At 68.6% G+C, this 24951-nt stretch carries 27 protein-coding genes; 13 read left to right on the top strand and 14 right to left on the bottom strand.

Translation table 11 applies throughout. The features are described from left to right. Positions 1 to 2: 2 nt before the first annotated feature. Positions 3 to 464, bottom strand: a complete 462-nt coding sequence (locus SACGLDRAFT_RS10180) for a MarR family winged helix-turn-helix transcriptional regulator (RefSeq protein WP_005464272.1) — start codon at positions 462 to 464, stop codon at positions 3 to 5. A 46-nt stretch (positions 465 to 510) separates the two neighbouring features. Between SACGLDRAFT_RS10180 and SACGLDRAFT_RS10175 the strand changes: the two genes are divergently transcribed. Together SACGLDRAFT_RS10175 and SACGLDRAFT_RS10170 are read left to right on the top strand one after the other, a co-directional pair. After that, positions 511 to 909 carry a DUF5313 family protein gene (locus SACGLDRAFT_RS10175; protein ID WP_005464271.1) on the top strand — a complete coding sequence of 133 codons (399 nt, stop codon included), beginning with the start codon at positions 511 to 513 and terminating at the stop codon, positions 907 to 909. A gap of 256 nt (positions 910 to 1165) precedes the next feature. Then, on the top strand, positions 1166 to 1501 hold the full coding sequence (locus SACGLDRAFT_RS10170) for a DUF3040 domain-containing protein (RefSeq protein ID WP_005464270.1): 336 nt from the start codon (positions 1166 to 1168) through the stop codon (positions 1499 to 1501). A gap of 59 nt (positions 1502 to 1560) precedes the next feature. Here the strand turns inward: SACGLDRAFT_RS10170 and SACGLDRAFT_RS10165 are convergent, their stop codons facing one another. The 4 genes from SACGLDRAFT_RS10165 to SACGLDRAFT_RS10150 all read right to left on the bottom strand — a co-directional run bounded on the left by SACGLDRAFT_RS10165 (position 1561) and on the right by SACGLDRAFT_RS10150 (position 5658). Next, positions 1561 to 2811 carry a M14 family metallopeptidase gene (locus tag SACGLDRAFT_RS10165; protein WP_005464269.1) on the bottom strand — a complete coding sequence of 417 codons (1251 nt, stop codon included), beginning with the start codon at positions 2809 to 2811 and terminating at the stop codon, positions 1561 to 1563. Positions 2812 to 2925: 114 nt separating this feature from the next. Further along, complete coding sequence (locus tag SACGLDRAFT_RS22920) at positions 2926 to 3891, bottom strand: peptidoglycan-binding protein (protein ID WP_005464268.1); 966 nt, start codon at positions 3889 to 3891, stop codon at positions 2926 to 2928. Between the two features lie 164 nt (positions 3892 to 4055). After that, positions 4056 to 4706 (bottom strand): class I SAM-dependent methyltransferase, encoded by a 651-nt coding sequence (locus SACGLDRAFT_RS10155; protein WP_005464267.1) that lies wholly within the window; start codon positions 4704 to 4706, stop codon positions 4056 to 4058. Positions 4707 to 4779: 73 nt separating this feature from the next. Beyond that, positions 4780 to 5658: a LysR family transcriptional regulator gene (locus SACGLDRAFT_RS10150; protein WP_005464266.1), complete on the bottom strand. Its 879-nt coding sequence runs from the start codon at positions 5656 to 5658 to the stop codon at positions 4780 to 4782. Between the two features lie 78 nt (positions 5659 to 5736). Between SACGLDRAFT_RS10150 and SACGLDRAFT_RS10145 the strand changes: the two genes are divergently transcribed. Continuing rightward, a complete protein-coding gene (locus tag SACGLDRAFT_RS10145; RefSeq protein WP_040919829.1) occupies positions 5737 to 6669 on the top strand; it encodes an EamA family transporter in 933 nt (310 codons plus the stop codon). 440 nt (positions 6670 to 7109) lie between these two features. Beyond that, on the top strand, positions 7110 to 8588 hold the full coding sequence (locus tag SACGLDRAFT_RS10140; RefSeq protein ID WP_005464263.1) for an MDR family MFS transporter: 1479 nt from the start codon (positions 7110 to 7112) through the stop codon (positions 8586 to 8588). Between the two features lie 15 nt (positions 8589 to 8603). On the opposite strand, the gene SACGLDRAFT_RS10135 is transcribed toward SACGLDRAFT_RS10140, so the two are convergent. Continuing rightward, positions 8604 to 9155, bottom strand: a complete 552-nt coding sequence (locus SACGLDRAFT_RS10135) for a DUF4232 domain-containing protein (protein ID WP_005464262.1) — start codon at positions 9153 to 9155, stop codon at positions 8604 to 8606. Positions 9156 to 9236: 81 nt separating this feature from the next. On the opposite strand from SACGLDRAFT_RS10135, the gene SACGLDRAFT_RS10130 reads away from it, so the two are divergent. Continuing rightward, a complete protein-coding gene (locus SACGLDRAFT_RS10130) occupies positions 9237 to 9629 on the top strand; it encodes a hypothetical protein (RefSeq protein ID WP_005464260.1) in 393 nt (130 codons plus the stop codon). A gap of 33 nt (positions 9630 to 9662) precedes the next feature. Here SACGLDRAFT_RS10130 and SACGLDRAFT_RS10125 read toward each other — a convergent pair whose 3' ends face one another. After that, a complete protein-coding gene (locus tag SACGLDRAFT_RS10125) occupies positions 9663 to 10367 on the bottom strand; it encodes a DUF1990 family protein (RefSeq protein ID WP_005464257.1) in 705 nt (234 codons plus the stop codon). Positions 10368 to 10457: 90 nt separating this feature from the next. Here SACGLDRAFT_RS10125 and SACGLDRAFT_RS10120 point away from each other — a divergent pair, with 90 nt between their 5' ends. The 6 genes from SACGLDRAFT_RS10120 to SACGLDRAFT_RS10095 all read left to right on the top strand — a co-directional run bounded on the left by SACGLDRAFT_RS10120 (position 10458) and on the right by SACGLDRAFT_RS10095 (position 17404). Further along, entirely contained in the window at positions 10458 to 10670 is a 213-nt protein-coding gene (locus SACGLDRAFT_RS10120; protein WP_005464255.1) for a hypothetical protein, read from the top strand. Further along, entirely contained in the window at positions 10667 to 11398 is a 732-nt protein-coding gene (locus SACGLDRAFT_RS10115; RefSeq protein ID WP_005464253.1) for a DUF1990 family protein, read from the top strand. Before SACGLDRAFT_RS10120 ends, SACGLDRAFT_RS10115 begins: the two co-directional genes overlap by 4 nt. Positions 11399 to 11511: 113 nt before the next feature. Beyond that, positions 11512 to 12084, top strand: coding sequence for a CBS domain-containing protein (locus SACGLDRAFT_RS10110; RefSeq protein ID WP_005464251.1), 573 nt, complete (start codon positions 11512 to 11514; stop codon positions 12082 to 12084). A 16-nt stretch (positions 12085 to 12100) separates the two neighbouring features. After that, positions 12101 to 13414, top strand: coding sequence for a metal-dependent hydrolase family protein (locus SACGLDRAFT_RS10105; protein ID WP_005464249.1), 1314 nt, complete (start codon positions 12101 to 12103; stop codon positions 13412 to 13414). 162 nt (positions 13415 to 13576) lie between these two features. After that, positions 13577 to 15931 (top strand): cytochrome P450/oxidoreductase, encoded by a 2355-nt coding sequence (locus tag SACGLDRAFT_RS10100; protein WP_005464247.1) that lies wholly within the window; start codon positions 13577 to 13579, stop codon positions 15929 to 15931. A 123-nt stretch (positions 15932 to 16054) separates the two neighbouring features. Then, complete coding sequence (locus SACGLDRAFT_RS10095) at positions 16055 to 17404, top strand: MFS transporter (protein ID WP_005464245.1); 1350 nt, start codon at positions 16055 to 16057, stop codon at positions 17402 to 17404. Positions 17405 to 17483: 79 nt separating this feature from the next. Here the strand turns inward: SACGLDRAFT_RS10095 and SACGLDRAFT_RS10090 are convergent, their stop codons facing one another. From SACGLDRAFT_RS10090 to SACGLDRAFT_RS10065, 6 genes are all read right to left on the bottom strand, one after another. Further along, positions 17484 to 18137 carry a 3-oxoacid CoA-transferase subunit B gene (locus tag SACGLDRAFT_RS10090; RefSeq protein ID WP_005464243.1) on the bottom strand — a complete coding sequence of 218 codons (654 nt, stop codon included), beginning with the start codon at positions 18135 to 18137 and terminating at the stop codon, positions 17484 to 17486. Beyond that, a complete protein-coding gene (locus SACGLDRAFT_RS10085; RefSeq protein ID WP_005464241.1) occupies positions 18134 to 18904 on the bottom strand; it encodes a CoA transferase subunit A in 771 nt (256 codons plus the stop codon). The genes SACGLDRAFT_RS10090 and SACGLDRAFT_RS10085 overlap by 4 nt, the downstream gene beginning before the upstream one ends. Then, the gene (fahA, locus tag SACGLDRAFT_RS10080; protein WP_005464240.1) at positions 18901 to 20085 is read right to left on the bottom strand and encodes a fumarylacetoacetase; all 1185 of its coding nucleotides are present in this window, start codon (positions 20083 to 20085) and stop codon (positions 18901 to 18903) included. The genes SACGLDRAFT_RS10085 and fahA overlap by 4 nt, the downstream gene beginning before the upstream one ends. Further along, positions 20082 to 20960: a hypothetical protein gene (locus tag SACGLDRAFT_RS10075; protein ID WP_040918885.1), complete on the bottom strand. Its 879-nt coding sequence runs from the start codon at positions 20958 to 20960 to the stop codon at positions 20082 to 20084. The genes fahA and SACGLDRAFT_RS10075 overlap by 4 nt, the downstream gene beginning before the upstream one ends. Beyond that, complete coding sequence (locus SACGLDRAFT_RS10070) at positions 20957 to 22156, bottom strand: homogentisate 1,2-dioxygenase (protein ID WP_005464237.1); 1200 nt, start codon at positions 22154 to 22156, stop codon at positions 20957 to 20959. Before SACGLDRAFT_RS10070 ends, SACGLDRAFT_RS10075 begins: the two co-directional genes overlap by 4 nt. Before the next feature lie 372 nt (positions 22157 to 22528). Then, a complete protein-coding gene (locus SACGLDRAFT_RS10065) occupies positions 22529 to 22864 on the bottom strand; it encodes a DUF3140 domain-containing protein (protein ID WP_005464235.1) in 336 nt (111 codons plus the stop codon). 170 nt (positions 22865 to 23034) lie between these two features. Here SACGLDRAFT_RS10065 and SACGLDRAFT_RS10060 point away from each other — a divergent pair, with 170 nt between their 5' ends. Together SACGLDRAFT_RS10060 and SACGLDRAFT_RS10055 are read left to right on the top strand one after the other, a co-directional pair. Further along, positions 23035 to 23373 (top strand): ArsR/SmtB family transcription factor, encoded by a 339-nt coding sequence (locus SACGLDRAFT_RS10060; protein ID WP_005464233.1) that lies wholly within the window; start codon positions 23035 to 23037, stop codon positions 23371 to 23373. A gap of 9 nt (positions 23374 to 23382) precedes the next feature. Next, a complete protein-coding gene (locus SACGLDRAFT_RS10055) occupies positions 23383 to 23877 on the top strand; it encodes an SRPBCC family protein (RefSeq protein ID WP_005464229.1) in 495 nt (164 codons plus the stop codon). Positions 23878 to 23911: 34 nt separating this feature from the next. On the opposite strand, the gene SACGLDRAFT_RS10050 is transcribed toward SACGLDRAFT_RS10055, so the two are convergent. Further along, positions 23912 to 24913, bottom strand: coding sequence for an SAM-dependent methyltransferase (locus SACGLDRAFT_RS10050; RefSeq protein ID WP_005464228.1), 1002 nt, complete (start codon positions 24911 to 24913; stop codon positions 23912 to 23914). Between the last annotated feature and the right edge of the window lie 38 nt (positions 24914 to 24951).

Raw genomic sequence — 24951 nt, 5'->3', positions numbered from 1 at the left:
GGTCACTCGCCGGGAGTCGGCGCGCGGCGCGTAGCCTCGATGACCTTGCCCAGCATCGTGTGCAGTTCCTCCAGCTCGCGGACTTCCATCCCCAGCCGCTCCACGATCCGATACGGGATCTTCTCGGCCTCGGTCCGCAGCGCCCGACCCGCCTCCGTCAGTTCGACCGACAGCGACCGCTCGTCCGACCGATCCCGTCGACGACTGACGTACCCGAGCGCTTCCAGGCGTTTGAGCAGGGGCGACAACGTCGCGGGTTCCGCACACAGGAGTTCGCAGAGCGCCTTCACGCTCCGCGGCTCGCGGTCCCACAACGCCAACAGCACCAAGTACTGCGGATGGGTCAGCCCGTAGGGCTTCAACAGCGGCCGATACAGCCCGATGACGCTGCGGGAGGCGACCGAGAGCGCGAAACACACCTGCCTCTCGAGCGCCAGCGGGTTCTCTCCCAGGTCGATCTGCATCACACCATCCTAATTAATTAGCACGCTAAATGTTAGGGTGCTGACCATGTCACGTACGCCGCGCCGCCCCGGCCCGCACCGCTGGTTGTGGTACGCCCTCGGAGGACGCCTCCCCGAGTCGTACCGGGAATGGGTGTTGCACGACGTCACGAGCAAGACCTGGCTCTGGCGACATGGCCTGCGCACGACCTTCCTCGTCGGTCCGCTGAGCGCGCTGTGGCTGCTGTTGCCCGGACCGCTGGGGCTGCGACTGAGCCTCGTACTCCTGGCCCTCCTCGTGGGCTACTTCTACTCGTTCGCCTTCGCCGAGGAGAACGCCGAACACCGCCTGAGCAAGCACGGCTACGACTACGGCACCGGCAAACGCGTCCGCGCCGCCGCCAAGGCCGAGGCGGAGGCCGACATCCGGGCACGCTACCTCGCCCGCTACCGGCAACCGGAGTGAACCCACCCACCACGACGTCGAATTCCCGAAATCACCGAAAGCGACCGACTCCGCGGGTCACTCAGTGAATTCGATCAGCCACCGAGACGGGAACGATCGAATCGACACCACAACGGTGTTGTGACGACCACCATTGCGATCACCAGCGGGTTCGACCGAGGATCTCGCACGTCCGCGCCGTCGCACGCTCGTTCTCGTGAATCCCGACGGGGTCGAGCCTGCGCATTTTTCCTCGGGTGATCGAATGGATGAACACATGGGTGAACGAATGCCGCTGACCGAGGAGGAACTCGCGAATCTCCGGCTGCTGGAAAAGGAGCTGCGGACGGACGATCCACTGCTGGACCGCTCCCTGCGCCGCATGATGTCCCCCGAGGACTCGACATCGATGTGGCTGACGCTCTCGGTCCTCGGCGGGTTCGCCTTCGGGCTGGCCCTCCTCGTGACGGGCTGGGTGCTGCTCGGGCTGGTCGTGCTGGTCGCCGGAGTCGTCGGGCCGCTCCGGTGGGCGTCCCGGCGGTTCTTCCACCCCGAGTGCCACCACCTCGTGCCGGACGTCGACGCGCCGTGCCCTCGCTGCACCGCCTCGTGACTCCGGGACGGGAAAAGGGGCGGTGACGGATCGCGCCACCGCCCCCGGTCCGGTCGACGTCAGCCCTGGTTACCCGCTTCGGTGAGCAGGATCTCCACGGCCTCGTCGTTGCGCTCGGTCTCGGGCTCGATGCGCTCGTCGGGCGGGTAGAACCCGTCCAAACCACCGCCGCCGGACGGGTACATCTCGAACGTCAGGCTGAGAATGCCGTGCTCGGCCCACATCCAGTCGTTGATCGAGCCGTCGGTGATGTAGAGATCGCTGGACTGCTGCGGCGTGTAGCCGTTGCTCGCCGCGAGCGCCTCGCCCACTTCCCGGAAACGCTCGGCCTCCTCGGGCGACATCGTCTCGTTCGAGTCGTCGTACGTGTAGCCGTAGGGCCACAGGACCAGCTCCGAGTAACTGTGGAAGTCGAGGTGGGCCTTGATCTGCTGGACGCCGCCGACGACCCTGGAGTCGACGAACGCCTTGACGGCCGCCGTCTCGGGCGCGGAGAACGCGGACGGACCGCGGTAGGTCTCGCTGGACGGCGAGCCGCTGGAGCCACCGCAGCAACCCCACTGGTAGCCCCAGTTGCGGTTCAGGTCGGTGCCGCTGCCCTGCCGGTTCTTCCGCCAGCCCTTGTACCGGCCGCCCTCGATGTCGTACTCGGCGCCGTCCGGGTTGACGGTTGGGATGACGTAGATCTCGCGGGTGTTAACGAGTTCGGTGACCGTGGGGTCGCTGCCGTACTCGTCGGTGAAGCGCTCGACGATCCGCAGGCACATTTCCGTGGTCAGGTGTTCCCTGGCGTGCTGGTTGCACGTGAACAGCACCTCGGGTTCGTCCTCGTCCTGCGCGACGTTGTCGCTGATCTTGATCAGGTGCAGCGCGCGACCCTCGTACGAGTCGCCCACGCTCGACAGCGAGGCGATGTCTGCGTGGTCGGCGACGGCCTGCTCCAGCACCTCGGTGAGCTCGGTGTAGGTGTGGTAGCCCTCGTCGCCGGGCGGGAATTCGTCGACCGCGGTCCGCACGTCGGGATTGCGCTCGGCGAGCAGAGCGTCGACGTCACCGACCTTCTCCAGCTCGAAGCCCTGACCGCGCAATGCCTGCGCCTGCGCGGAATCCGCGGCGAAGGTCAGGGTGTCGCCTCGGACGCCCCAGACATCGACACCGGACCGCGCGATCGCCGTCCGATCGGCCTTATCCGTTCCGCGGACCGCGTAGAGACCACGATCGCCGTCGTGCTGCGCCGCGCCCGCCGGCACGGCCGAGGCAAGTAACAACAGTCCCGCTGCCGCGGTAATTCCCCGACGTAATGAGCCCATGCCCGTGAGGCTGGCCGAGCGCGAACGTGCCGGACAACCCTCGAAAGTCGGGACCGGCCCGTCGGGGGGCCACCATCGAGTCGTGGTGGCCCCCGATTCGTCCGTTCCGGACGATCAGCCGACGAGTGCCCGCCAGGTGATCGCGCCCGCGAGTCCGTCGACGACCAAGCGGTTGACACTTTGGAAGTTGCGGACGGCGGTGTTGGTGACGGACCCGAAGTCGCCGTCGACGACGAGCCCCGCACCGCGTTTGTTCAACGCCGTCTGCAGTCCCCTCACGTGGTGTCCGTTCGCGCCCTGCTGCAGCGAGTAGACGAGTTTCGGCCACGTCTTCGGCCCCACCTGACCGTCGGAGACCAGGCCACTCGCGCTCTGGAAACGCTTCACGGCGCTCGTGGTGACCGAGCCGAACGAACCGTCCACCACCAGGCCGTGTCCACGCTGGTTGAGCAGGTGCTGGATCACCCGCACGCGCTGGCCGCTCGCGCCGGGGTCGAGGCTCGGCCACCCGCCACCGAGGTCGACCCCGCGGGCGGACATGAACGTCACCGGGTCGACCACCGCGCCGAGTCCGCCGGCGTGGGTCTCGAAATGCAGGTGTGGACCGGTGACGTTGCCCGTGGCCCCCATGTCGCCGATGCGCTGTCCGGCCGACACCTTCTGGTTCAGCGACACCCGGTAGGCGTTGAGGTGTCCGTAGTAGGTGTAGAGGTTCCCGCCGTGGGAGATGACGATCCCGTTGCCGGTACGCCCGGCGAGCCCACCGCCCCACTGGCGACGGATCACCGTGCCCGCCGCCGCCGCGTACACGGCCGTGCCGGTGGAGTTCGTGACGTCCTGTCCCGCGTGTGACGCCCCGCCCCTGGGAGCACCGAAGTGACCGCCGTTGGGGAAGTATCCGAGCGCGGGATTGCACCACGCCCCGTTCCGGGCCGTCGCGGCCCGCGCGACGGGTAGACCGAGCCCCAGGACACCGAGTCCGATCCCGAGTCCCGTACCCATCAGCAACGCCCGCCGGGACAGTCCGTCGCCTCGTGACTCCTGGTCTGTCCGGTCCACGCCGTCACACGATGCGCACACAAATCGCTCCCAGTCCGTCTCGCTCTCCGCTTCGGCGTCCGAAGTGTACGAATTCCGCCGGTTTTGCGCCCGGTCGTCGGCAGAGTTTTGCCAGCACCCTTGACCCGAGATCGGGAAAGCGGACAATGCGCGCGACGGGGCCGCCACGCGGGAGGGACCCCGGACTAGAGGCGGCGCACCCGCACCACGCTGTCGGTGCGGTGACCGGGTCCACCCTCGGGGTCGGGCAACTCGGTCTCGACGAGTTCGGCGACCTCCACGGTCCAGCCGCGAGGCGGCAGGCGCAGCGCGTCCACGATCTCGCGCACGGTCGGGAACCGGTACTCGAACGGAGGCGAGGTCACCCACGACGGCCATCCGGCGTGGCTGCCGATAAGCAGCACTCCACCGGGCGCGACGGCGGAGGTGGCCCGCCGCAGCACGCTCTCGCGCTCGCCCTCCTCGGCGACCGGGGAGTGCAGGAACTGCGCGGACACCAGGTCGAACGTGCCCTCGGGAAACGACTCGGCGAGGTCGTGACGTTGCCAGGTGATCCGGGAGGCGACCCCGGCCGCCACCGCGTGCGCGGCCCCACGTCGCAACGCCACGTCCGACACGTCCACGGCGGTGACGCGCCAGCCGCGTTCGGCGAGCCAGAGGGCATCGCCTCCCTCGCCGCAACCGAGGTCGAGCGCGGTGCCGGGCGGCAGGTCCGCCACCTGCCGCACGAGCAGTTCGTTGGGTTTGCCGCTCCACACGGTGTCCTTCTCGGCGTAGAAGTCGTCCCAGTACCGCGCCGTGGAACGTTGGTCGGGTTCATGGCGATGCGTCGTCATGAACCCAGGGTGGGACTCCGGCGGTGCCGTCGACCAACTTTCTTGCTGTTCCGGCAAAACGACCGTCCGACGTTCACGAACCGGTGGGCAGGCCGAGCAGACCGAGGAACGCCGTGGCGGCGGGCCTCGGCTCGGAACGGCTCCACACCAGATACTCGACGCGTTGCGGGGCGTCGCTCACCGGGATCGTGGCGATCCCGCTCAATCCGGTGACGAACGTCGAGGGAAGCATCGTCACGCCGAGTCCCCGCCGCACCAGCTCGACCATGATGTCGACCGCGCCGACCTCCAGCGCGACCTCCCGGTCGATACCGGCGGCCTCGAAGGCCAGGTCGGACTGCGCACGGCCCGCCGAGCCGGCCGGGAAGTCGACGAAGACCTCCGAGGCGAGCCGACTCAGTTCGATCTCCTCGGCCTCGGCGAGGGGATGCCCCGGGGCGACCACGGCGACGTGCCGATCGCGGCCGAACTCGTGCACCTCGACTCCTCGCGGTTCGGTGGTGGCGGGAAGTCCGAGGAAGGCGAGGTCGAGTTCGGCCCGCCTCACCTGCTCTGCGAGTTCCGGGCTGCTTCCCACGCGCAGCGCGACCCGTGCCTTCGGGTAGCGCATCCGGAACTCCTTGAGCAGGGACGGCAGGTCGACGGCCGCGACGGTGGGGATTACCCCCACGTTCAACTGTCCGCGCACCTCCCCGAGCGCGGCCGCGACGGCGGCCGCCGCCCGCTCGGCGGCGTCGAGACACTGGCGCGCCGCGGGCAGGAACGCCTCTCCCGCGGCGGTGAGCCGAACCCGGCGACTGGTCCGCTCGAACAAGCGACCACCCAGTTCCCGCTCCAGACGCGCGATCTGGTGGCTCAGTGCCGACTGCACCACGTGGCATCGCTCGGCAGCCCTGGTGAAACTCCTCGTCTCCGCCACGGCGAGTACGTATCGCAGTTGCTGCAATTCCATCTATTCATGATCGAACACGATCGATGTGATCACAATGATGTGTTGGACTCATTGATCAACAGCCCGAAGACTGAGGGCATGACCAGTCAGCTGCTTTCCTCCCCGGCCCGCTCCGGCCGGGCGAGACACCTTGCGAGCACGGCGTTGGCCCCCGTGGTGTGGGGCACGACCTACGTGGTGACCACGGAATGGTTGCCCAGGGGCCATCCGCTCTTCGACTCCCTCGTGCGCGCCCTTCCCGCCGGACTCCTCGGACTCGCGCTGGCCCGTACACTGCCGCGTGGTGTGTGGTGGACCCGCGCGGCGGTACTCGGCGTCCTCAACATCGGCCTGTTCTTCCCGCTGCTGTTCGTCGCCGCCGAGCGGCTGCCCGGCGGCGTGGCGGCCATCCTGGGCGCGACCCAGCCCCTGATCGTCGTGGTCCTGGCCATTCCGGTGCTCCGCGAACGACCGCCGGTCTGGCGGGTCGCGTGGGCGGTCGCCGGTGTCGCCGGGGTGGCGATGGTGGTGCTGCGCCCGGAGGCGGCGGCGTTCGACCTCGTCGGCGTGCTCGCGGCACTGGGCAGTGCGGTGAGCATGGCGGTCGGTGTCATCCTCACGAAGCGGTGGGGCCGACCGGACGACGTGAGCCCCACCGCGTTCGCCTCGTGGTTGCTCACCAGCGGTGGTCTGTTCCTCCTTCCCGTCACTCTCGTCGTCGAAGGCGTCCCGTCCTCCGTCGACGGCCCCGCCGTCCTCGGCTACCTCTGGCTGGGGCTCGTCGGTGGACTCCTCGCCTACGTCGTGTGGTTCCGCGGCCTCGCCACGCTGCCCGTCACGTCGGTCGCGCTGTTGAGCCCGCTCTCGCCGGTCGTCGCCGCGCTGCTCGGGGCCCTGGTCCTGCACCAGACGTTGGGAAGCGTCCAGCTCGTCGGCTTCGCCCTCGCCCTCGTGGCCGTCACGGCCGGGCAGTGGACACCCCGCACCCGCTCTCCCCTCGGCGACGCCCCGGTGGAAAAGGCCGAGCGATGAGGCCGCTCGGCCTCGGCTCCACGGGAACGGTCGGCTCGCGGGTGGCCGACGAGGCGAGCACCCGTGGGCACACGGCCACAGCCGTTTCCGTGGCGGCGGGTCCACACCACCGGCCGCCACGTCCGTACGGGCGGACGCCGCCGACCTCGCTCTCCTGACGTCGCCGCTCACCGACCACGACGCGCTCGTGTGCGTTCCCCGTCCCCGACGAGGTGACGAGCGGCGTGGTGGTCGGCGTCACCTCGACGTCGGCTGCTGGTGAGGAGTCGGTGCCGCTGGGACGAAGACCACGACGGGCGAGCGGAAAATACGTCGCTGCCGCTCGTCCGTCCGGGCTAGGCTCGATGATCGGGGGAGTCAGTGCCGTGACACCGTGTTTCGTTCCGGCGTCTCCACCAGTCCCGTCGCGAACCTACTCGTGTGACAAGGTTGCCATCTTCATGACTGACAGAGCACGCCCGAGACCGGGGGCGCCCGACCGCGATCCCACCGCCCGGAACAACGCGTTGATCGCGGTGTTGGTCACCTCGGCGTTCGTCATGATTCTCAACGAGACGATCCTGAGTGTCGCGCTCCGCGACCTGACCGTCGAGTTGGGAGTCACCACCACCACGGTGCAGTGGTTGACCAGCGGGTTCCTGTTGACGATGGCGGTCGTCATCCCGATGACCGGTTTCCTGCTCGAACGCTTCACCCCTCGACACATCTTCCTGGCGTCGCTGAGCCTGTTCAGCACCGGCACGTTGCTCAGTGCCCTGGCCCCCGGCTTCGGCGTCCTGCTGGTCGGTCGAGTGGTGCAGGCCTGCGGGACCGCCGTGATGGTGCCGCTGCTCATGACCTCGGTGATGCGCCTCGTACCGCCCGAGCGGCGGGGCGCGACGATGGGCACGATCACCATCGTCATCGCCGTCGCCCCGGCCGTGGGCCCCACCATCGGCGGCGCCCTGCTGTCGTCCCTGGGCTGGCGCTGGATGTTCTGGCTCGTGCTGCCGTTGGCGGTGATCGCCCTGACCGTGGGCGCGGCTCGGTTCCACCTGGACAGCCACACCAGGAAGGTACCGCTCGACGTCGTGTCGGTGCTGCTGTCCGCGCTCGGGTTCGGCGGCCTCCTCTACGGCCTCGCCTCGATCGGCGAATCGGGTGGCGGCACGCACACGCTGCCGCCCTGGGTGCCCGTCGTGGTCGGCGTCGCCGCGCTCACCACGTTCACCTACCGGCAGCTCCGCCTGCAACGCGACGACCGAGCCCTGCTCGACCTGCGGCCGTTCACGTACCGCAACTTCGTGCTCGGCGTGACCTTGGCCGGTCTGCTGTTCATCTGTCTGTTGGGCGTCGGCTCGATCATGCTGCCGCTCTACCTGCAGACGGTGCTGGGCACCACCACGTTCGTCAGCGGGCTCGCGGTGCTGCCCGGAGGGCTGATCCTCGGGTTCCTGGGACGTCCGGTGGGGGCGTTGTACGACCGGCTCGGGCCGCGTCCCCTCGTGCTCCCCGGCGCGATCGCGATGGCCACGGCGTTGTGGTTGTTCACCACGCTCGGCCCGTCGTCCCCGCTCACGTTCGTGATCGGCATCCACGTCGTGTTCATGGTGGGGCTGTCGCTGATGATGACCCCGCTGATGACCGAGTCGCTGGGCGTGCTGCCCGATCACCTGCACTCCCACGGCAGCGCGATCCTGTCCACGCTGCAGCAGGTCGCCGGCGCCCTGGGCACGGCCGTCTTCGTCACCGTGGCCGCGCTGGGCAGCGCCCCCGACGCCGTGAGTCCCGACGCCGACGGGCTCCACACCGCGTTCGTCGCGGCCGGCTGCGTCGCGATCGCCGCGGTGGTCACGGCCCTGTTCGTCCGTCGCGGCGCCCCCGCCGAATCCCACGGCGACCACGCGGCCGAGGAGTTGGAGGTCGACCCGGCCCACTGACCTCCGGTCGCCTCGTCATCGGCGCCACGCACTCACCCCGAGCGTGCCCGTGTCACCCAGATCGAGGTGCAATCCGTGCGGGAACCGGTCGTCCAGCTCCACGGGCTGCCACGGCCGGCCCGCCACGGGCGCGAGCACCAACGTGTCGCCGACCGCCGGGGTACCGCTCGTGGTGGTGTTGCGCCACACGACGTGTGCCCCGGCCCCGTCGCCCGGCCGCAGGGTCAGCGGCTCGGGCGGTTCCTCGAACCTGTCGATGGTGGCGATCCCCTCCGCACCGTGCCGGACCCGGACGTCCAACGGCTTTCCCTCGGCGTCGAGCACCCGCAACGACGGGTAGCCGTCGAGGTGGTAGGGCTCGTCACCACAGTTGATGAGGTCGAGACCGAGCACCCGCACCCCCATCGCCGCCTCCTCCACGCCCACCGACACGCGCACCCCGCTGTCCGGGCAGGTGGGCGCCGTGGAGGTTTCCGACGGCGTCGGGGGTGGCGCGGGCGGCTCCGGCTCTGCGGTACAGGCACTCAGCGCGACCGCCAGGGGCAGAGCGAGAAAGCGACGTTTCACGCCCCGATCTTGCCCCCGGACGCGCTAGTCTCGATCACCGGGCGCCGTAAGCCCGTCGACGCACTGGGGGAAGGAGTCCGGATGGCGACGTGGGACGACCTGGCTGCCTACATCCGCCAGAGTTATCACGTGGTCCGGGAGGAGCCGGACGAGATCCGAATCCGACTCTCCTACGACGACGACCGGGCACAGGTCGTGGTCATCGCCAGGGAGATCCTCGACCGCAAGGAGGAATGGGTCCAGATCGCGACGCCGTTCGCCCGCGTCGATCAGGTCGACCTCCGGGAAGTGCTCACCGAGATCGGCAATACCATCGTGGTCGGCGGACTCGTGCTCATGGGAGAGCATCTCGTCCTGCGGCACTCCCTGCCCTTGATCAACCTCGACATCAACGAGTTCGTCGATCCGCTGGAATTGGTGACCGGCTCCGCCGAACTCCTGGAGGAACAGTTCACCGGCCGCGACGACTACTGACGTCCTCCCGCGCACCGGGGATTGGCCGGGCCTTCAGCACCCCGCCACGGCGGGCTCGCACCGGCGGGTGTCGATGCGCACTCCGTCGAGCAGCCGTCCCCCGGACGTCTCGACCGCGGCCAGGCAGAACCGCACCCACATGTTGAGCTGCACCTCCTTGGCCAGCCGCAGCCGGGAGTAGAGCAGGTGCACGAGGCGGCTGGCGGGCCGGGCCCACAGCTCGATCTCGAACACCAGGTCCGGGCCGTCCTCGTGAGCGCTGAACTGCACCTGTCCCGCCTCCAGATGCCCGCGCAGGGTCACCAGCCGCAACGACGTGGCGTCCCGATGCGCCACCCGCACCGGGCCGTTCCACGGCCCCGGCATCTCCACCAGGAGTTCGTCACCGACATCGAGTCCCTTGCCCGTGCTCCCGCCGGAGTGGATGTCGACCACCTCGGTGGGCACGAAGTGTTTGAAGTCGTGGACGACGCGGTCGATGAGGCGTTCGGCGGTGAGGTCGGCGTCCGCGATACGGACGCCGAACCGCCGATGGAAGAACGGACCGTGGCCGTCGGTGACCAACTGCGCGCCGTCGTCCACCACCTCGGGCGGGATCGGGGGCGGACCGTCCCGGTCGTCGCCGGGGCACTCGTACCGGTACAGCGGAGTGGTCTCCCAAAGGTAGCGCCAGGTGACGAGCGCGATCCCCACCAACCACCGCGTGACCACGGTGACCGCTCGCCGAGATCGCGACATCGGCGTCCTCCAGGTCGATGAACGACGAGAAACGGGTACAGACCGAGTACCCGCGCCGGGCGCGCCGACACAAGCCGATGAGGAGGGCACATGGTGATTCGGTTACTGCACCGAGCAGGTCTGCGCAGCATCCACTTCCACGTGGCGTCGCTGTTCACGATCTCGCTGTGTGTCGGGCTGTGGGTACGCGCCAAGACGGTGGACCAGTCCCAGCGGGGCAACGCCGAGCGGCGGGCGCTCTTCGTGGGGCTCTGGCCGCCGACGATGTGGTTGATCGGCGAATCGCTACGGGACGTCGAGTGACTCCCACGCGCGACTGGGTCTTCGGCCGCCTGGACACCGCGCGGGTATGGCGAGACCTCGCCGACGCGGACATCAACTACTCGGTCGACGAGGTACGCCGCCCGGCGTGGAACATCGACACCCATCGCTGCGATCTGCCCGCGGAACGGCCGGGTGCTCCCGAACCGGGCGGGTCGTGGGAGCTGGCCTGTCGGCTGGTGCGGGACTACGAGTTCTCACCGCCGGAGATCGTGCGCGCGGTGTACGACCCCGCGACCCCGCTCCTCGGCCGGAACATGCTGTTGGAGGCCCGGTTCCACCTGATGCACTTCTACTGCGGTGTTCGGATCACCGCCGTGGTCGACGAGACCCGCGACAACGGGGACAGGTCCTGGGGGTGGGCGTACGAGACGTTGGACGGCCACCTGGAGCGGGGCAAGGTCACCTACGAGGTGGTGAAGCACCGACGTTCGGGTGCGGTGGAGTTCGTGGTGTCCAGCTACTCGCAGGGCGCGCCGACCTTGGGGCGCGTCACGCTCCTGGGATGGAAGCTGTTCGGCCGTCGCACCCAGTTGCGCTTCTACCGGCGCTGCGGCGAACGGCTGCGTTCCTTCGTGGAGGCCCGGCTCCGCGGTGAGGAAGCACCGTCCGGTCCTCGCCCGCGGGTGGGGCGGCTGGTGTGCGCGCCGACGGACGCCGTGGTGCATCGCTGGGACGCGCTGGCGCTCCACCGCGTCGCTCCGGGGTGAGGCCCGGTGGTGTCGGCGCGGGTGCGCCTCGGTCTTCGGGACCTAAGTCCCTTCGACGACGGGGGCGGGGACGGGAAAGCTGATCCGAGGCACGGACAGGGAGGGGTGGCGGCATGCAGGCGTCCGACATCATGTCGAGGCCCGTCGTGACGACGACGGCCGACTCACTGTTGGTGGACGCGGTCGTGAAACTGACCGAGGGTGGCTTCGCCAGTCTGCCCGTGGTCGACGCCGAACAGCACGTGGTCGGGCTGATGACCGAGGGCGACGCGCTCCGCGCCGCGGAGCGGGCGAAGGGCGATCCCGGCGTGTCCTCCCCGCGGGTCGGTGAGGTGATGACGAGTCCCGTGGAGGTCGTGTCGCCGAACACCGACGTCGCCGACGTCGCCCGGCTCATGCTCACCGATCGGCGGCGAAGCCTGCCGGTGGCGGAGGACGGGGTGCTCGTCGGCATCGTAAGCCGCCGGGACGTGTTGCGTCCGCTCGTGCGGCCGGACGACATCGTGACGTCGTACGCGCAGGAGGTCCTCGACGCCTACAGCGGACACCGGAGGCAGTGGTCGGTGGAGGTGACCGACAACGTCGCGGTCGTCAGGGGCGAGTTCACCGACACCGCCGAACGACACGTGGTGACCAGCCTGGTGCGCACGGTTCCCGGCGTCCGCGACGTACGGATCGAGGACTGAGCACGGAGGGCACGCCATGCCGGGAGAACAACGGTCGAGCATCCTCATCCGCAACGCGCGCATCTTCGACGGCGTGAACGACGAGGTGCGGACCGGGCACGTGAGGGTCGAGGGCCGCAAGATCGTGCACGTCGGCTCGGGCGAACCCGCGTCGACCGACGCCGACGTCGTGATCGACGCGGGTGGCCGAACCCTGATTCCGGGACTCAGTGACGCCCACGCGCACGTGATGCTGATCGGGGCCACCTCCACCGCCTTGCTCGCCGGGGGTACCGGGCTCAGCTACCTCACGGCCGCCGCCGAGGCACGGGCGATGCTGCTACGGGGGTTCACCACCATCCGCGACATGGCCGGGGACACGGCCGATCTGAAACGGCTGATCGACGCCGGTGTGCTGCCGGGGCCCCGGATCTATCCGAGCCAGGCGGGCATCTCACAGACCGCCGGGCACGGCGACTTCGGCATGGTCTACGACCGGCCCACCGTGCTCGGCGGAACCCAGGCCCGCGCCGAGGAACTCGGGGCCATGCGGGTCGCGAACGGACGGGCACAGGTCCTCGCCGCGGTTCGGGAACAGCTCAAGCGCGGTGCGTCCCAGATCAAGTTGATGGCCGGGGGCGGGGTCGCCTCGGCCTACGACCCGCTGGACGTCCTGCAGTTCACCGCCGACGAGATGCGTGCCGCGGTCGAGGCGGCCACCGACTGGGGCACCTACGTGTGCGTGCACGTCTACACGGGACGGGGCATCAGGCGGGCGGTCGACGCCGGGGTCGCGGTGATCGAGCACGGGCAACTGGCGGGTGAGGACGACATCAAGTACATGGCCGACCACGGCGTCTGGCTGAGCACGCAACCGTTCGTCGAGGACGACCACAGCTATCCCGATCCGGAGTCGGCCGAGAAGAACCGTCGGGTGTGCGCGGGTGTCCGGCGGACGTTCGAGTGGGCGCTGAAGCACGGCGTGAAGGTTGCCTTCGGTACCGACCTGATGTTGGCCCCGAACAAGAGCGGCAGGCAGAGCGAGATGTTGACCCGCCTGGCCACGCTCTGCGGCAGCTCGATGGAGGGCCTGAAGATCGCCACCTCGGGCAACGCCGAGTTGTTCCGGCTCTCGGGTCCTCGTGATCCCTACCAGATCCCCACGGGCACCGAGGGCGCCGAGGCTCCCCACCACAACCACCTCGGCGTGATCGCCGAGGGCGCGTGGGCCGACATGCTGCTGGTCGAGGGCGATCCGACGCGAGACCTCGGCCTCCTCGGCGATCCCGACACCAATCTGCGCGTGATCATCAAGGACGGCCACATCCACAAGAACACCCTCGCTACCTGAACCGTCGCCCTCCGCTACGACTCGGCATCGAGACGACGGTGGCGCACGAACAATGCCTTGACCGTCGTGTCGGGCCGTCTTAGGCTCCCTCGGTATCTAATACCGAACAGATGTGTTCGATAAAAGTAAAAACCCTGTACAACGCTGTATGGAGGGAGTCTTATGGGCGCGGAGTCGGCCACTGCCACCGACCAAGGAAAGGGCGCGAAGGCCACCGGTTGCCCCGTCGACCACTCCCGGCTCAGCCCCACGGGATGTCCCGTCTCGGCCAACGCGGCCGCCTTCGATCCGTTCACCGGGCCCTACCAGCAAGACCCTCCGAGTTCGCTGCGCTGGTCCCGCGACGAGGAGCCGGTGTTCTACAGCCCCAAGCTGGGTTACTGGGTGGTCACCCGGTACGAGGACGTGAAAGCGGTCTTCCGCGACAACATCACGTTCTCGCCCGCCAACGCGCTGGAGAAGATCACCCCGTTCGGCGACGAGGCGAACGCGGTACTCGCCAAGTACGACTACGCGATGGACCGCACGCTCGTCAACGAGGACGAACCCGCGCACATGCCCCGGCGCCGCGCGCTGATGGAGCCCTTCACCCCTCCGGCCCTGGCTCACCACGAGCCGATGGTGCGCCGCCTGGTGCGCGAGCATGTCGATCGCTTCATCAACAACGGCAGGGCCGAACTCGTCGACGAGATGCTCTACGAGGTCCCGCTGACGGTCGCCCTGCACTTCCTCGGTGTCCCCGAGGAGGACCACGAGACCCTGCGCCGGTACTCCGTGGCCCACACCCTGAACACCTGGGGCCGTCCCGCCCCGGAGGAACAGGTCGCGATCGCCGAGAACGTCGGTAAGTTCTGGCAGTACGCGGGCAAGATCCTCGACAAGATGCGCGAGGACCCCTCGGGGCCGGGATGGATGCAGTACGGCATCCGGCTCCAGCCCGAGATGCCCGACATCATCACCGACTCCTACCTGCACTCGATGATGATGGCCGGGATCGTGGCCGCTCACGAGACCACCGCGCTCGCCGCCACCAACGCCATCAAACTCCTGCTGGAACACCGGACGCTCTGGGAAGAGATCTGCGACGACCCGAATCTGATCCCCAACACCGTCGAGGAGTGCCTGCGGTTCTCCGGTTCGATCATCGCGTGGCGTCGCGTGGCCACGAAGGACACCAAGATCGGTGACGTCGAGATCCCCAAGGGCGGCAAGCTGTTGATCGTCAACACCTCCGCCAACCACGACGAACGATTCTTCGACAACCCCGACGAACTCGACATCCGCCGCGAGAACGCCAGCGACCACCTGAGCTTCGGATACGGGGCACACCAGTGCATGGGCAAGAACCTCGCCCGCATGGAGATCCAGATCTTCCTGGAGGAGCTCACCACCCGGCTACCGCACCTGGAGTTGGTGCCGGACCAGGAGTTCACCTACCTGCCCAACACCTCGTTTCGGGGCCCGCAACAGCTGTGGGTGCAGTGGGACCCGGCGAAGAATCCCGAGCGGACCAACCCCGAGATTCTCGACCGGAAGCTCAAGATCAAGATCGGGCAACCGTCCAAACGCTCCATCACCCGCACGATGACGGTGCGCGACATCGCCCGCGAGACCGACGACATCGTGCGGATCACGCTCGCCGACGTCCACGGCAGGCCGCTGCCGAAGTGGTCCCCCGGCTCGCACGTCGACCTCGAACTCGGCGATCTTTCGCGCCAGTACTCGCTGTGCGGGGACCCGGACGATCGCTCGGCCTACCAGATCGCGGTGCTGAAGGACCCCGAGAGTCGAGGCGGCTCCCGCTTCGTGCACGAGAACCTGAGAGTCGGTAGCACCCTGCAGATGCGTGGGCCGCGTAATCACTTCAAATTGGACCCCGACGCACCGCGCTACCTCTTCGTCGCCGGCGGCATCGGCATCACCCCCATCCTGGCGATGGCCGACCACGCCCGCCGCGAGGGCAAGGAGTACGAGTTCCACTACTGCGGTTCCTCCCGCGGTGCGATGGCGATGCTCGACCGCGTCGTGCGCGACCACGGGGATCGACTCGTGCTGCACGTCTCCGACGAGGGCACCCGCCTCGACGTCGCGTCGCTGCTGGCCGAGCCCCGCGAGGACACCAAGGTCTATGCCTGCGGGCCGCAACGCCTGCTCGACGCGCTCGCCGACGCCACCACGCACTGGCCCGAGGAGTCGCTACGCGTGGAGCACTTCTCCAGCGATCTGGGCGAACTCGATCCCGAGAAGGAACACGCCTTCGACCTCAAACTGGCCGATTCCGGCATCACCGTCCGGGTCGCCCCGGACCAGACCGTCCTCGCCGCGCTGCGCGCCGCCAACATCGACGTGCCGAGCGACTGCGAGGAAGGCTTGTGCGGCACCTGTGAGGTCGGTGTCGTCTCCGGCGAGATCGACCACCGCGACATGGTGCTCACCAAGTCGGAACGAGCACTCAACAACAAGCTGATGACGTGCTGCTCCCGCGCCTGTGGCGACACGCTGACGCTTGAGCTGTGACGTCGTCCGAGAGGTCGCGCGGTGAAGGCGGACCCGCCGCGCGACGGCACACCGCGCGACCTCCCACCCCCGGACTCCGGGCCGCAAAGGGGCGGCCCGCACAGTAGGTGAAAGGAACCTCAGGTGGCATCAGCCGTTGACTCAATCCCCACCGGCGCCGGCGGGAGCGGTGGTCCCACGACCTCGCGCATGTTCAAGCGGGTGCTGACCGGCAGCATGGCCGGTGCCTTGCTGGAGTGGTACGACTTCGCCATCTACGGCGTGCTCGCGGCCACGGTGCTCGGCCCGCTGTTCTTCCCGAACGACAACGGCATCACCAGTCTGCTGATGGCGCTGGCGACCCAGGGGCTCGGGTTCGTCGCCCGCCCCTTGGGCGGCGTCGTGTTCGGCCACCTCGGCGACCGATTCGGCCGTAAACCCATGCTCGTGGTGACATTCCTGCTCCTGGGCACGGCGACGGCGGCCATCGGGTTGCTCCCGACCTACCACGACATCGGCATCATGGCCACGGTCCTGCTGGTGCTGCTGCGGCTGATCCAGGGCTTCGCACTCGGTGGGGAGTTCGGTGCCGCCGTGCTGCTCGTCAGCGAGTACGGTGAGCCCAAACGTCGTGGTTTCTGGGCCTCGTGGCCGCAGGCCGGTGCTCCCGCGGGCACCGTCCTGGCCACCCTGGTGATCACCGTGCTGTCCATGAGCACCACCGACGCCGCGTTCGAGTCGTGGGGTTGGCGCGTGGCGTTCCTTTTGGCCATTCCGCTGCTGGTGATCGGCTTCTGGGTCCGTCGCGGCGTCGAGGAATCGCCGGTGTTCCGCCGGGCGCAGGACCAGGCGGCGCGGAAATCCGCCGAGAAGCAGAAGAAGTCGAGCATCGTGCTCGCGCTGCGGCGGCCGCGTCAGGTGCTGCACGGCCTCGGACAACGGCTGGGCGAGAACATCGCGTTCTACGTCTACACGACGTTCGTCATCGCCTATGCCACCTCGTACTTCGACTTCGACCGTGGTGACGTGACACTGGCGGTCACCTTCGCGTCGGTGTTCCAGTTCGTCGGCATGATCGGCGGAGGCGCGTGGTCCGACCGCGTCGGCCGCAAGAAGGCGATGCTGGTCCCGACCGGCGTGCTGATCGCGTGGGCACCGGTCTTCTTCTGGCTGGTGCACTTCGAAAGCGTGCCCCTGCTGTGGGTCGGGGTGTGCGTGGGCGCGTTCTTCCACGGCATGCTCGCGGGCCCCGAGGCCGCGTGGATCACCGAGCTGTTCCCCACGCGCTACCGCTACGCGGGTTCCTCGCTGGTGTTCCAGGGGTCGTCGATCTTCGCGGGTGCTCCCGCCCCATTCATCGCCGTGTGGCTCATCGAGAACTTCGGGGTGGGCGCGGTCATCGCGTACCTGGTGATCACGATGGCGATCACGTTCGTGGCGGTGGCGACGAGCCGGGAATCGCGGGGCATCGATCTCGACGAAGTCGAAAGCTGACTCTCCCTCTCCCCGCCCCCCGAAAGAAAGGCCCACCCGGCGGCTTCCGCCGGGTGGGCCTTCGTCGAGGCGGGGCGGGTCAGATCATGACGGGCGCTCCGGTGGCGGCGACCACCTGGTCGGTGGTCACGCCGGGGGCGAGTTCCCGGAGCACCAACCCACCCTCGGGGACATCCTCGACGTCTAGCACGGCCAGGTTCGTGATGATCCGCTGCACGACGCGTTCGCCCGTCAGCGGCAGCGTGCACTCGGTGAGGATTTTCGGACTGCCGTCCTTGGCAGTGTGTTCCATCAGCACGATGACCCGGCGGGCACCGTGCACGAGGTCCATCGCACCGCCCATGCCCTTGACCATCTTGCCGGGCACCATCCAGTTCGCCAGGTCACCTGTGACGGACACCTGCATGCCGCCCAGCACCGCCGTGTCGATGTGTCCGCCCCGGATCATGCCGAACGACAACGCGGAATCGAAGTAGGCGGCGCCGGGGTTCACCGTCACCGTCTCCTTCCCCGCGTTGATCAGATCGGCGTCGACCTCGTCCTCCAGCGGGTACGGACCCGTGCCCAGGATCCCGTTCTCGCTGTGCAGCACCACGTCCACGCCCTCGGGCAGGTGGTTGGGGATCAACGTGGGCAGTCCGATCCCGAGATTGACGTACTCGCCGGGCCGCAGTTCCCTCGCGGCCCTGGCTGCCATCTCCCGTCGGGACCACCCGGCGGTCGTGTCGGTCATGGCCGCGAGCCCTCCTCAGCCCGGCGCACGGTGCGCTTCTCGATCCGCTTGTCCTGAGGTCCGGTGTGGACGATGCGCTGGACGAAGACTCCGGGCAGGTGCACTCGCGCGGGGTCGAGTTCGCCCGGTTCCACCAACCGTTCCACCTCCGCGATGGTGATCCGCCCCGCCATCGCGGCGAGGGGGTTGAAGTTCATCGCGGTCTTGTTGAAGACCAGGTTCCCGTGCGTGTCCCCGACCTCGGCGTGCACCAACGCGAAGTCGGCGACGATCGCCTTCTCCAGCAAGTACCGTTTGCCGTCGAACTCCCGGACCTCCTTCGGGGGCGAGGCCACCACGACGTTGCCCTCGGCGTCGTACCGCCACGGCAAGCCCCCGTCCCCGACGGGCGTTCCGACGCCCGCGGGCGTGTAGAACGCGGGGATGCCCGCGCCGCCCGCACGCAGTCGTTCGGCGAGTGTGCCCTGCGGGGTCAGCTCCACCTCCAGCTCGCCGGCAAGATACTGGCGGGCGAACTCCTTGTTTTCCCCGACGTAGGAGGCGGTGACCCTGCGGATGCGTCCGGCCTCCAGCAGGACGCCGAGGCCTTGGCCGTCGACGCCGCAGTTGTTGGAGAACACCTCCAGGTCGGTGGCCTCCCCTTGCGCGAGAGCGGCGATCAACGTGTCCGGGATGCCGCACAACCCGAATCCGCCGACCGCCAACGACGCGCCACTGGGGATGTCCGCCACCGCCTCGGCGGCGGTGGCGACCACCTTGTTCGTCACTTCTCCCGTCCCTTCGCGGGCAGGATGCGCGTGCGGACCTCACCGAAGGAGATCCGGCCGCCGCCCACGCCGGGGGCGGTGGCCCGGAGAACGACCTCGTCGCCGTCCTGCAAAAACGTCCGTTCCTCCCCGCCCACCGACAGTGGCTCCCGGCCTCCCCAGGTGATCTCGATGAAGGCGCCGCGCTGATCGCGTTCGGGCCCGGAGATCGTGCCGGAGGCGAACAGGTCACCGGTGCGCGTGGACGCCCCGTTGACCGTCAGGTGCGCCAGCATCTGCGCGGGCGACCAGTACATCTCCCGGTACGGCGGGCGGCTGACGACCTGGCCGTTCAGCTCCACCTCCAGCTCGATGTCCAGTCCCCACGGCGAGGTCTCCTTCAGATAAGGAAGCGGCTCCGGGTTCTGCGTCGGGGTGGGGACCCTGGCCGCCTCCAGGGCGAGCAGCGGCACCACCCACGGCGAGACGGAGGTGGCGAAGCTCTTGCCGAGGAACGGACCGAGCGGCACGTACTCCCACGCCTGAATGTCACGCGCCGACCAGTCGTTGAGGACGACCACGCCGAACACCCGCTCGGCGAACTCGTCGGTCGACACGGGGGTCCCGAGTTCCGAGCCGGTGCCCACGATGAAGCCCAGCTCGGCCTCGATGTCCAGTCGCCGGCTCTCCCCGAACGTGGGGGTGTCCTGATCGGGAGCCTTGCGCTGACCGCACGGGCGCACGATGTCGATCCCGGACGGGATCACGGTGCCCGCACGTCCGTGGTAGCCGACGGGAAGGTGCTTCCAGTTCGGCATCAGCGGCGGGGAACCGGGCCGGAACAGCTTGCCGAGGTTGGTGGCGTGGTGTTCCGAGGCGTAGAAGTCGACGTAGTCGCCGACCTCCACCGGCAGGTGGAGTGTCACGTCCCCGACGGCGTGGACGGCCGCATCGGGCACGTCGCCGGAGACGAGCTCGACGATCCGCTCGCGCACCTCCACCCAGCGCGCGTGGCCCTGCGCCATGAAGGCGTTCAGCGACGGCCGGGCGAACACGTCGTCGCCGAGTGCCGCGGCGAGGTCGACGACGAAGTCTCCCACCCGGACGCCCACCCGAGGCGCGGTGCCGGGGGTGGAGAACACGCCGTAGGGCAGGTTGTTCGGCCCGAACGGCGAACCGTCGGGGATCTCGATGGTGGTCATACGGTCCTTTCGTAGGTGGGCGACACCGATTCCGGCAGCAGCCCCAGCGCGATCAGCTCGGTGAGCGGGTCGCTGATGCTGCACGTTCCGAACGAACGGAAGGCCGCTCGTGTGGCGAGCACCCTCTCCTCGGGCAGGGCCGCCACGCGCGCGGCGATCGCCGCGCCGTCGCGGTCGGCGAGAAGGCGCACCAGCTCGTCGGTGTCCGCACCGCGCAGCGCGGCGTCGGTGGCCAGCAGCAGATTGAGGAACCCGTGCTGCTCGAAACCGGTCTCCGGATCGGTGTTACGGATGGCGTGGTGAAGGCCCGCGGTCGCCTTGTACGGCACACCGGCGGCCACGACGGCCTCGATCGCCGTGGCCAGCTCGGCCTCGTCGGGATACAGCTCGGCCTTCACCCCGCCGGTGCGGAACTTCGCCCGGTACCGGGTGTCCGGCAACGCGGCGATGATCTCCGGCCTGCGTTCGTCGCGCGGGACCTCGACGAACACCTCCACGGTCTCGTCGACGCCCGCCGCGTCGAGGGCCTCGACGAGAGCGGCCGCGGTCATCGGAGCGGGCACCGCCACCTCCAGCGCGCGGAGGCGCACCGGCAGCGCCGAGACGGCCCCGAGCACCTCGGGCAGCCCCGACGGCCCCTCGGGCAGGGTCACCGCCAGGTCGAGCTGGTGTCCGTCCTCGACGGGCACCAGCCCCGCCAGCTCCTCCAGGGACGCGGCCGAGACGACCAGCGGACCGACCAGTTCGGCGTACGGCGAGCCGACGTGTCGGACGTGCGCGGGGACGGCCTCGGACAGCGGCGCCAGCCCCGGCGGGAAGATCGCCGCGTCGTCGCACAGTCCTCGGGCGAACGCGGGAAGAGCCGGCGTGGTCACTGCTTCGGTCCCCGTCCGGCCCAGGTCCAGGCGTAGTTCCGGTCCTCGCACGCCAGACCGCCCTCACCCAGCTCCAGCGGGCGGAAGGTGTCGACCATGACGGCGAGCTCGTCGAAGAACTCCACCCCGATACTGCGCTCGTACGCGCCCGGCTGCGGGCCGTGTGAATGCCCGCCCGGATGCACCGAGACCGATCCCTGGCCGATGCCCGACCCCTTGCGGGCCTCGTAGTCACCGCCGCAGTAGAACATGATCTCGTCGGAGTCCACGTTGGAGTGGTAGTACGGGACGGGGATCGCCTTCGGGTGGTAGTCCACCTTGCGCGGCACGAAGTTGCACACCACGAAGTTGTGGCCCTCGAACACCTGGTGCACGGGCGGCGGCTGGTGCACCCGGCCGGTGATCGGTTCGAAGTCGTAGACGCTGAACGTGTACGGGTACAGGCAGCCGTCCCAGCCGACCACGTCGAACGGGTGCTGCGGATACACCATCACCGACCCCGCGATGCCTCCGGGGCCGCGATGCTTCACGTACACCTCGACGTCACTGCCCTCGGCGAGCAGGACCTCCGACGGTCCGTGCAGGTCGCGTTCGCAGTACGGCGAGTGCTCCAGGAACTGGCCGTACCGCGACAGGTAACGCTTCGGCGGCGCGACATGGCTGTTCGCCTCGATCACATACGCCCGCAGCGGCTGCTCGCCACGGGGAAGCCACCGGTGTGTGGTCGCCCTCGGCAGCACCACGTAGTCGCCCTGCTTGGCGGGCAACGCGCCGAAGACGGTCTCCACCACCGCCTCACCCGACTCGACGTACACCACCTCGTCACCGATGGCGTTGCGGTACAACGGCGAGTCGGTGCCGGCCACCACATAGGACAGCCGGACGTCGGCGTTGCCCAGCACCAACCGCCGCCCGGTGACCACGTCGGTGTCCCGCCAACCCTCACCGGGGAACAGGTCGTGCAGCTTCAAATGCCGCGGCCGCAGCGGGTGGTTCGGCGTGGTGGTCTGGTCCGGCAGCTCCCACACCCGGGAATCCACGATCGCCGAGGGAATGTGGCGGTGATACAGCAGGGAGGAGTCGGACGAGAAGCCCTCCTCCCCCATCAGCTCCTCGTAGTAGAGCTTGCCGGCCTCATCGCGGTGCTGCGTGTGCCGTTTCGGCGGGACCACGCCCACCCGACGGTAGTACGCCATGACCAACCTCCTTGTAAGCCACCACGCGAGCGTTACCACGGAACCCGTGGCGGTCACTCGTCCCCTGCATAGTAAACACATTTACTACTTTTGGGGAGTGTGACCCAGGTCTCGCGCGAGAATTCGGAAGTGTCGGTCAACCATCCCGACATTGCTTACACCTCGGACAACCGCCAAGGCGAGCACCACGAGAGCTTTGACCGTCGGACCCTTCCGTCGAGAGGACGACCACCTCTCGACCAGTGTCGGTCACGCTCCGGCCACGGAATCCATGAGCACCGTCACAGTACCGCCGGACCATTTTGGTACACAAATTAACTATTTGGTCGCCGCGCCTCGTCAATTGACACACCCCGCGTCCGGCGCGACGGATCAGTCCTTCAACGGATCGTGACCCCAGTTCATCAGCGAGTACCGCCACGGCGTGTGCGACACGTCGCCGTCCGGACGTTGCGCGAGATGCCGGTGCACGTACGAGACCACCTTCCGCATGTGGGCGGCGTCGTCCTCGTCGAGCTCGTTCTTCTTCGTGCGCAGCAACCGCACGATGCGCCGCCCGGACCGGTGCCCCGTCGACTCCTCGTCGTCACTCTTGTCACCGACACTGCGCGACTCGGGGGTCTCCAGCCAGTCCTCCAGCTCCTCGGCCGTCATGTTGACGGCGTCGTTCCAGTCCTGCCAGATCTCGTCCACCGCGCGAGTACTCACAGCTCGCTCCTCCCCGTCGACTCGCGCCACGGCGAGGCCCGTGGCGTCGTCCTCGGCACCTTCAGTCGGTGCTACCCCGACGGGGGCCCGCCCACGCGCGGCGACGGTCGCCGACGGCCGTTCAGCGCCGAAATTGCGCCCCGCCCCATCGACGCCTAACGTACAACCACATGGTTGTAGATGGTCTCGGGGACACGGAGGCGAACCGCCTCTTCCACGGGCTCGCCGACGCGACCCGGCGCGACATCGTCGCAACGGTGCTGCAGCGGGAACAGTCGATCTCCTCGCTCGCGCGTCGATACGACATGAGCTTCGCCGCGGTACAGAAACACGTGGCCGTGCTCGAACGCGCGGCGCTGGTGGTTAAGCAACGCCGCGGCAGGGAACAGCTCGTTCGCGGCAACCTCGACGCCCTGCGCAAGGCCGCGCGTCTGCTCGACACGTACGAGGAACTCTGGCGTCACCGTGTCCGAGCCATCGACGACCTCGTATCCGAAGACGACACCTAGGAGCCAGCAATGCCGGTCACCCACGTCCACAAGGACACCGAAGCCCTGACCCTCACGTTCGTCGCCGAGTTCCCGGCCGACGTCAACCGGATCTGGCGGATCTGGGAGGACCCGCGGCAACTCGAACGCTGGTGGGGCCCTCCGTCCTGGCCCGCGACGTTCGAGCAGCACGACTTCACCGTCGGCGGTCGTTCGCGTTACCACATGACGGGCCCCGACGGCGACAAGGCGCACGGCTGGTGGCGAATCACCGCCATCGAGGCACCCCACCGCCTGGAGTTCGACGACGGCTTCGCCGACGACAACGGCGAACCTTCCCCCGACATGCCCACCATCCACTGCGTGGTGACCCTGGAGCCCACCGACTCCGGCACCCGCATGACCACGGTGTCACGTTTCGACAGCGCCGACCAGCTCGAACAGCTGCTCACGATGGGCATGGAGGAAGGCATGCGCGAGGCCATGTCGCAGATCGACGACCTGGTCGTTCCCACCGCGGGGTAGCCGGTCCCGCACGGGCGAGTACGTCACACGGCCTTCACTCCAGCTCGAACACCACCGTGCCCGCCAACACGTCGCTGCCGTGTTCACCGACGCAGCGCCATCCTCCCTCGGCGAACACCCCTCGCCACTCCTCCGCCGTGGGCAAGTACTGGCCCATCAACGTGTGCCCGAGCTCGAAACCGAGGGTGAAGACCGGAATCTCCTCGTCGGGGATGCCGACCGTCCGCACCGTGTCCCCCAGAAGGAACCGTCGGACGTTCGGGAACAGCTCACGCAGTCTGCGCAGGGAAACGATCGCCTCGTCCCTCGGCCACAGGTCGTGGCCCATCATGAAGCAGGTGAGCAGTTCCGTCCCGGCGAACTCGGGACGAGGCGACAGCTCGCGCACGTCGGCGGTGAGGAATGTGACCCGGTCGGCCAACCCCCGCCTCTCGGCCTCCTCGTTCGCCATCGCGACGACCTCGTCGGCGATGTCGAGCCCGTACGCCCGAACGGCGGGATTCTCCTCCGCGATTTGGATCACGCGCTCGCCGCTCCCCGACCCGAGGTCGACGACCGTGGAGAAGCGGCCTTCGAGCGGCCTCATCGCCTGCCGGAACACCGGGTCGAAGAACGTGGCGTTGGCCTGTCGGCTCGCGTAGCTGACCGCCTTGGCGTCCCGGTGGTAGAAGGTACCGATGCGGTTGGCGTTACGGAGCAACGCGGGCATCCTGGCGAACAACTCGCCCGAGCCCTGCCACAGCCAGTAGAAGAGGGGCTTCGCCCGGTAGGCCGCGGCGAACGCCCGGCCGGGCCGGACCTTGCGGTTGTCCCGCTCGACGATCCCGACCGACGCCAGCGCGCGAAACATCTCCTCGACCGAAGGAAGATGGAGTTCTCCCTCGGTCGCGAACGAGTCGACGTCGAGGGCTCCCACGCGGTGGAGCTCGTCCAAAGCTCCCAGTTCCCACGCGGCACCGAGCGCGGCCGCCGCGACGGTGGAGTTGAACATATCAGCGACCGAGAGCTCCCGGCGGCCGTTGTCGGTGGTGGTCACGAGTTGCCTCCGGACGGGTTGGGGAACACAAAGGGGAC

Origin of the sequence: Saccharomonospora glauca K62 (assembly GCF_000243395.2) — a bacterium.
Taxonomy (GTDB): Bacteria; Actinomycetota; Actinomycetes; order Mycobacteriales; family Pseudonocardiaceae; genus Saccharomonospora; species Saccharomonospora glauca.
The sequence above is the reverse complement of the archived record's forward strand: the minus strand, read 5'-3'. Positions and strand labels throughout refer to the sequence as shown.

Excerpts from the sequence above, each read along its gene's own strand:
- SACGLDRAFT_RS10180 (WP_005464272.1), bottom strand. The coding sequence starts at position 464 with ATGCAGATCGACCTGGGAGAGAACCCGCTGGCGCTCGAGAGGCAGGTG.
- SACGLDRAFT_RS10175 (WP_005464271.1), top strand. The coding sequence starts at position 511 with ATGTCACGTACGCCGCGCCGCCCCGGCCCGCACCGCTGGTTGTGGTAC.
- SACGLDRAFT_RS10170 (WP_005464270.1), top strand. The coding sequence starts at position 1,166 with ATGGGTGAACGAATGCCGCTGACCGAGGAGGAACTCGCGAATCTCCGG.
- SACGLDRAFT_RS10165 (WP_005464269.1), bottom strand. The coding sequence starts at position 2,811 with ATGGGCTCATTACGTCGGGGAATTACCGCGGCAGCGGGACTGTTGTTA.
- SACGLDRAFT_RS10155 (WP_005464267.1), bottom strand. The coding sequence starts at position 4,706 with ATGACGACGCATCGCCATGAACCCGACCAACGTTCCACGGCGCGGTAC.
- SACGLDRAFT_RS10150 (WP_005464266.1), bottom strand. The coding sequence starts at position 5,658 with ATGGAATTGCAGCAACTGCGATACGTACTCGCCGTGGCGGAGACGAGG.
- SACGLDRAFT_RS10145 (WP_040919829.1), top strand. The coding sequence starts at position 5,737 with ATGACCAGTCAGCTGCTTTCCTCCCCGGCCCGCTCCGGCCGGGCGAGA.
- SACGLDRAFT_RS10140 (WP_005464263.1), top strand. The coding sequence starts at position 7,110 with ATGACTGACAGAGCACGCCCGAGACCGGGGGCGCCCGACCGCGATCCC.
- SACGLDRAFT_RS10130 (WP_005464260.1), top strand. The coding sequence starts at position 9,237 with ATGGCGACGTGGGACGACCTGGCTGCCTACATCCGCCAGAGTTATCAC.
- SACGLDRAFT_RS10125 (WP_005464257.1), bottom strand. The coding sequence starts at position 10,367 with ATGTCGCGATCTCGGCGAGCGGTCACCGTGGTCACGCGGTGGTTGGTG.
- SACGLDRAFT_RS10120 (WP_005464255.1), top strand. The coding sequence starts at position 10,458 with ATGGTGATTCGGTTACTGCACCGAGCAGGTCTGCGCAGCATCCACTTC.
- SACGLDRAFT_RS10110 (WP_005464251.1), top strand. The coding sequence starts at position 11,512 with ATGCAGGCGTCCGACATCATGTCGAGGCCCGTCGTGACGACGACGGCC.
- SACGLDRAFT_RS10105 (WP_005464249.1), top strand. The coding sequence starts at position 12,101 with ATGCCGGGAGAACAACGGTCGAGCATCCTCATCCGCAACGCGCGCATC.
- SACGLDRAFT_RS10100 (WP_005464247.1), top strand. The coding sequence starts at position 13,577 with ATGGGCGCGGAGTCGGCCACTGCCACCGACCAAGGAAAGGGCGCGAAG.
- SACGLDRAFT_RS10090 (WP_005464243.1), bottom strand. The coding sequence starts at position 18,137 with ATGACCGACACGACCGCCGGGTGGTCCCGACGGGAGATGGCAGCCAGG.
- fahA (WP_005464240.1), bottom strand. The coding sequence starts at position 20,085 with ATGACCACCATCGAGATCCCCGACGGTTCGCCGTTCGGGCCGAACAAC.
- SACGLDRAFT_RS10070 (WP_005464237.1), bottom strand. The coding sequence starts at position 22,156 with ATGGCGTACTACCGTCGGGTGGGCGTGGTCCCGCCGAAACGGCACACG.
- SACGLDRAFT_RS10060 (WP_005464233.1), top strand. The coding sequence starts at position 23,035 with ATGGTTGTAGATGGTCTCGGGGACACGGAGGCGAACCGCCTCTTCCAC.
- SACGLDRAFT_RS10055 (WP_005464229.1), top strand. The coding sequence starts at position 23,383 with ATGCCGGTCACCCACGTCCACAAGGACACCGAAGCCCTGACCCTCACG.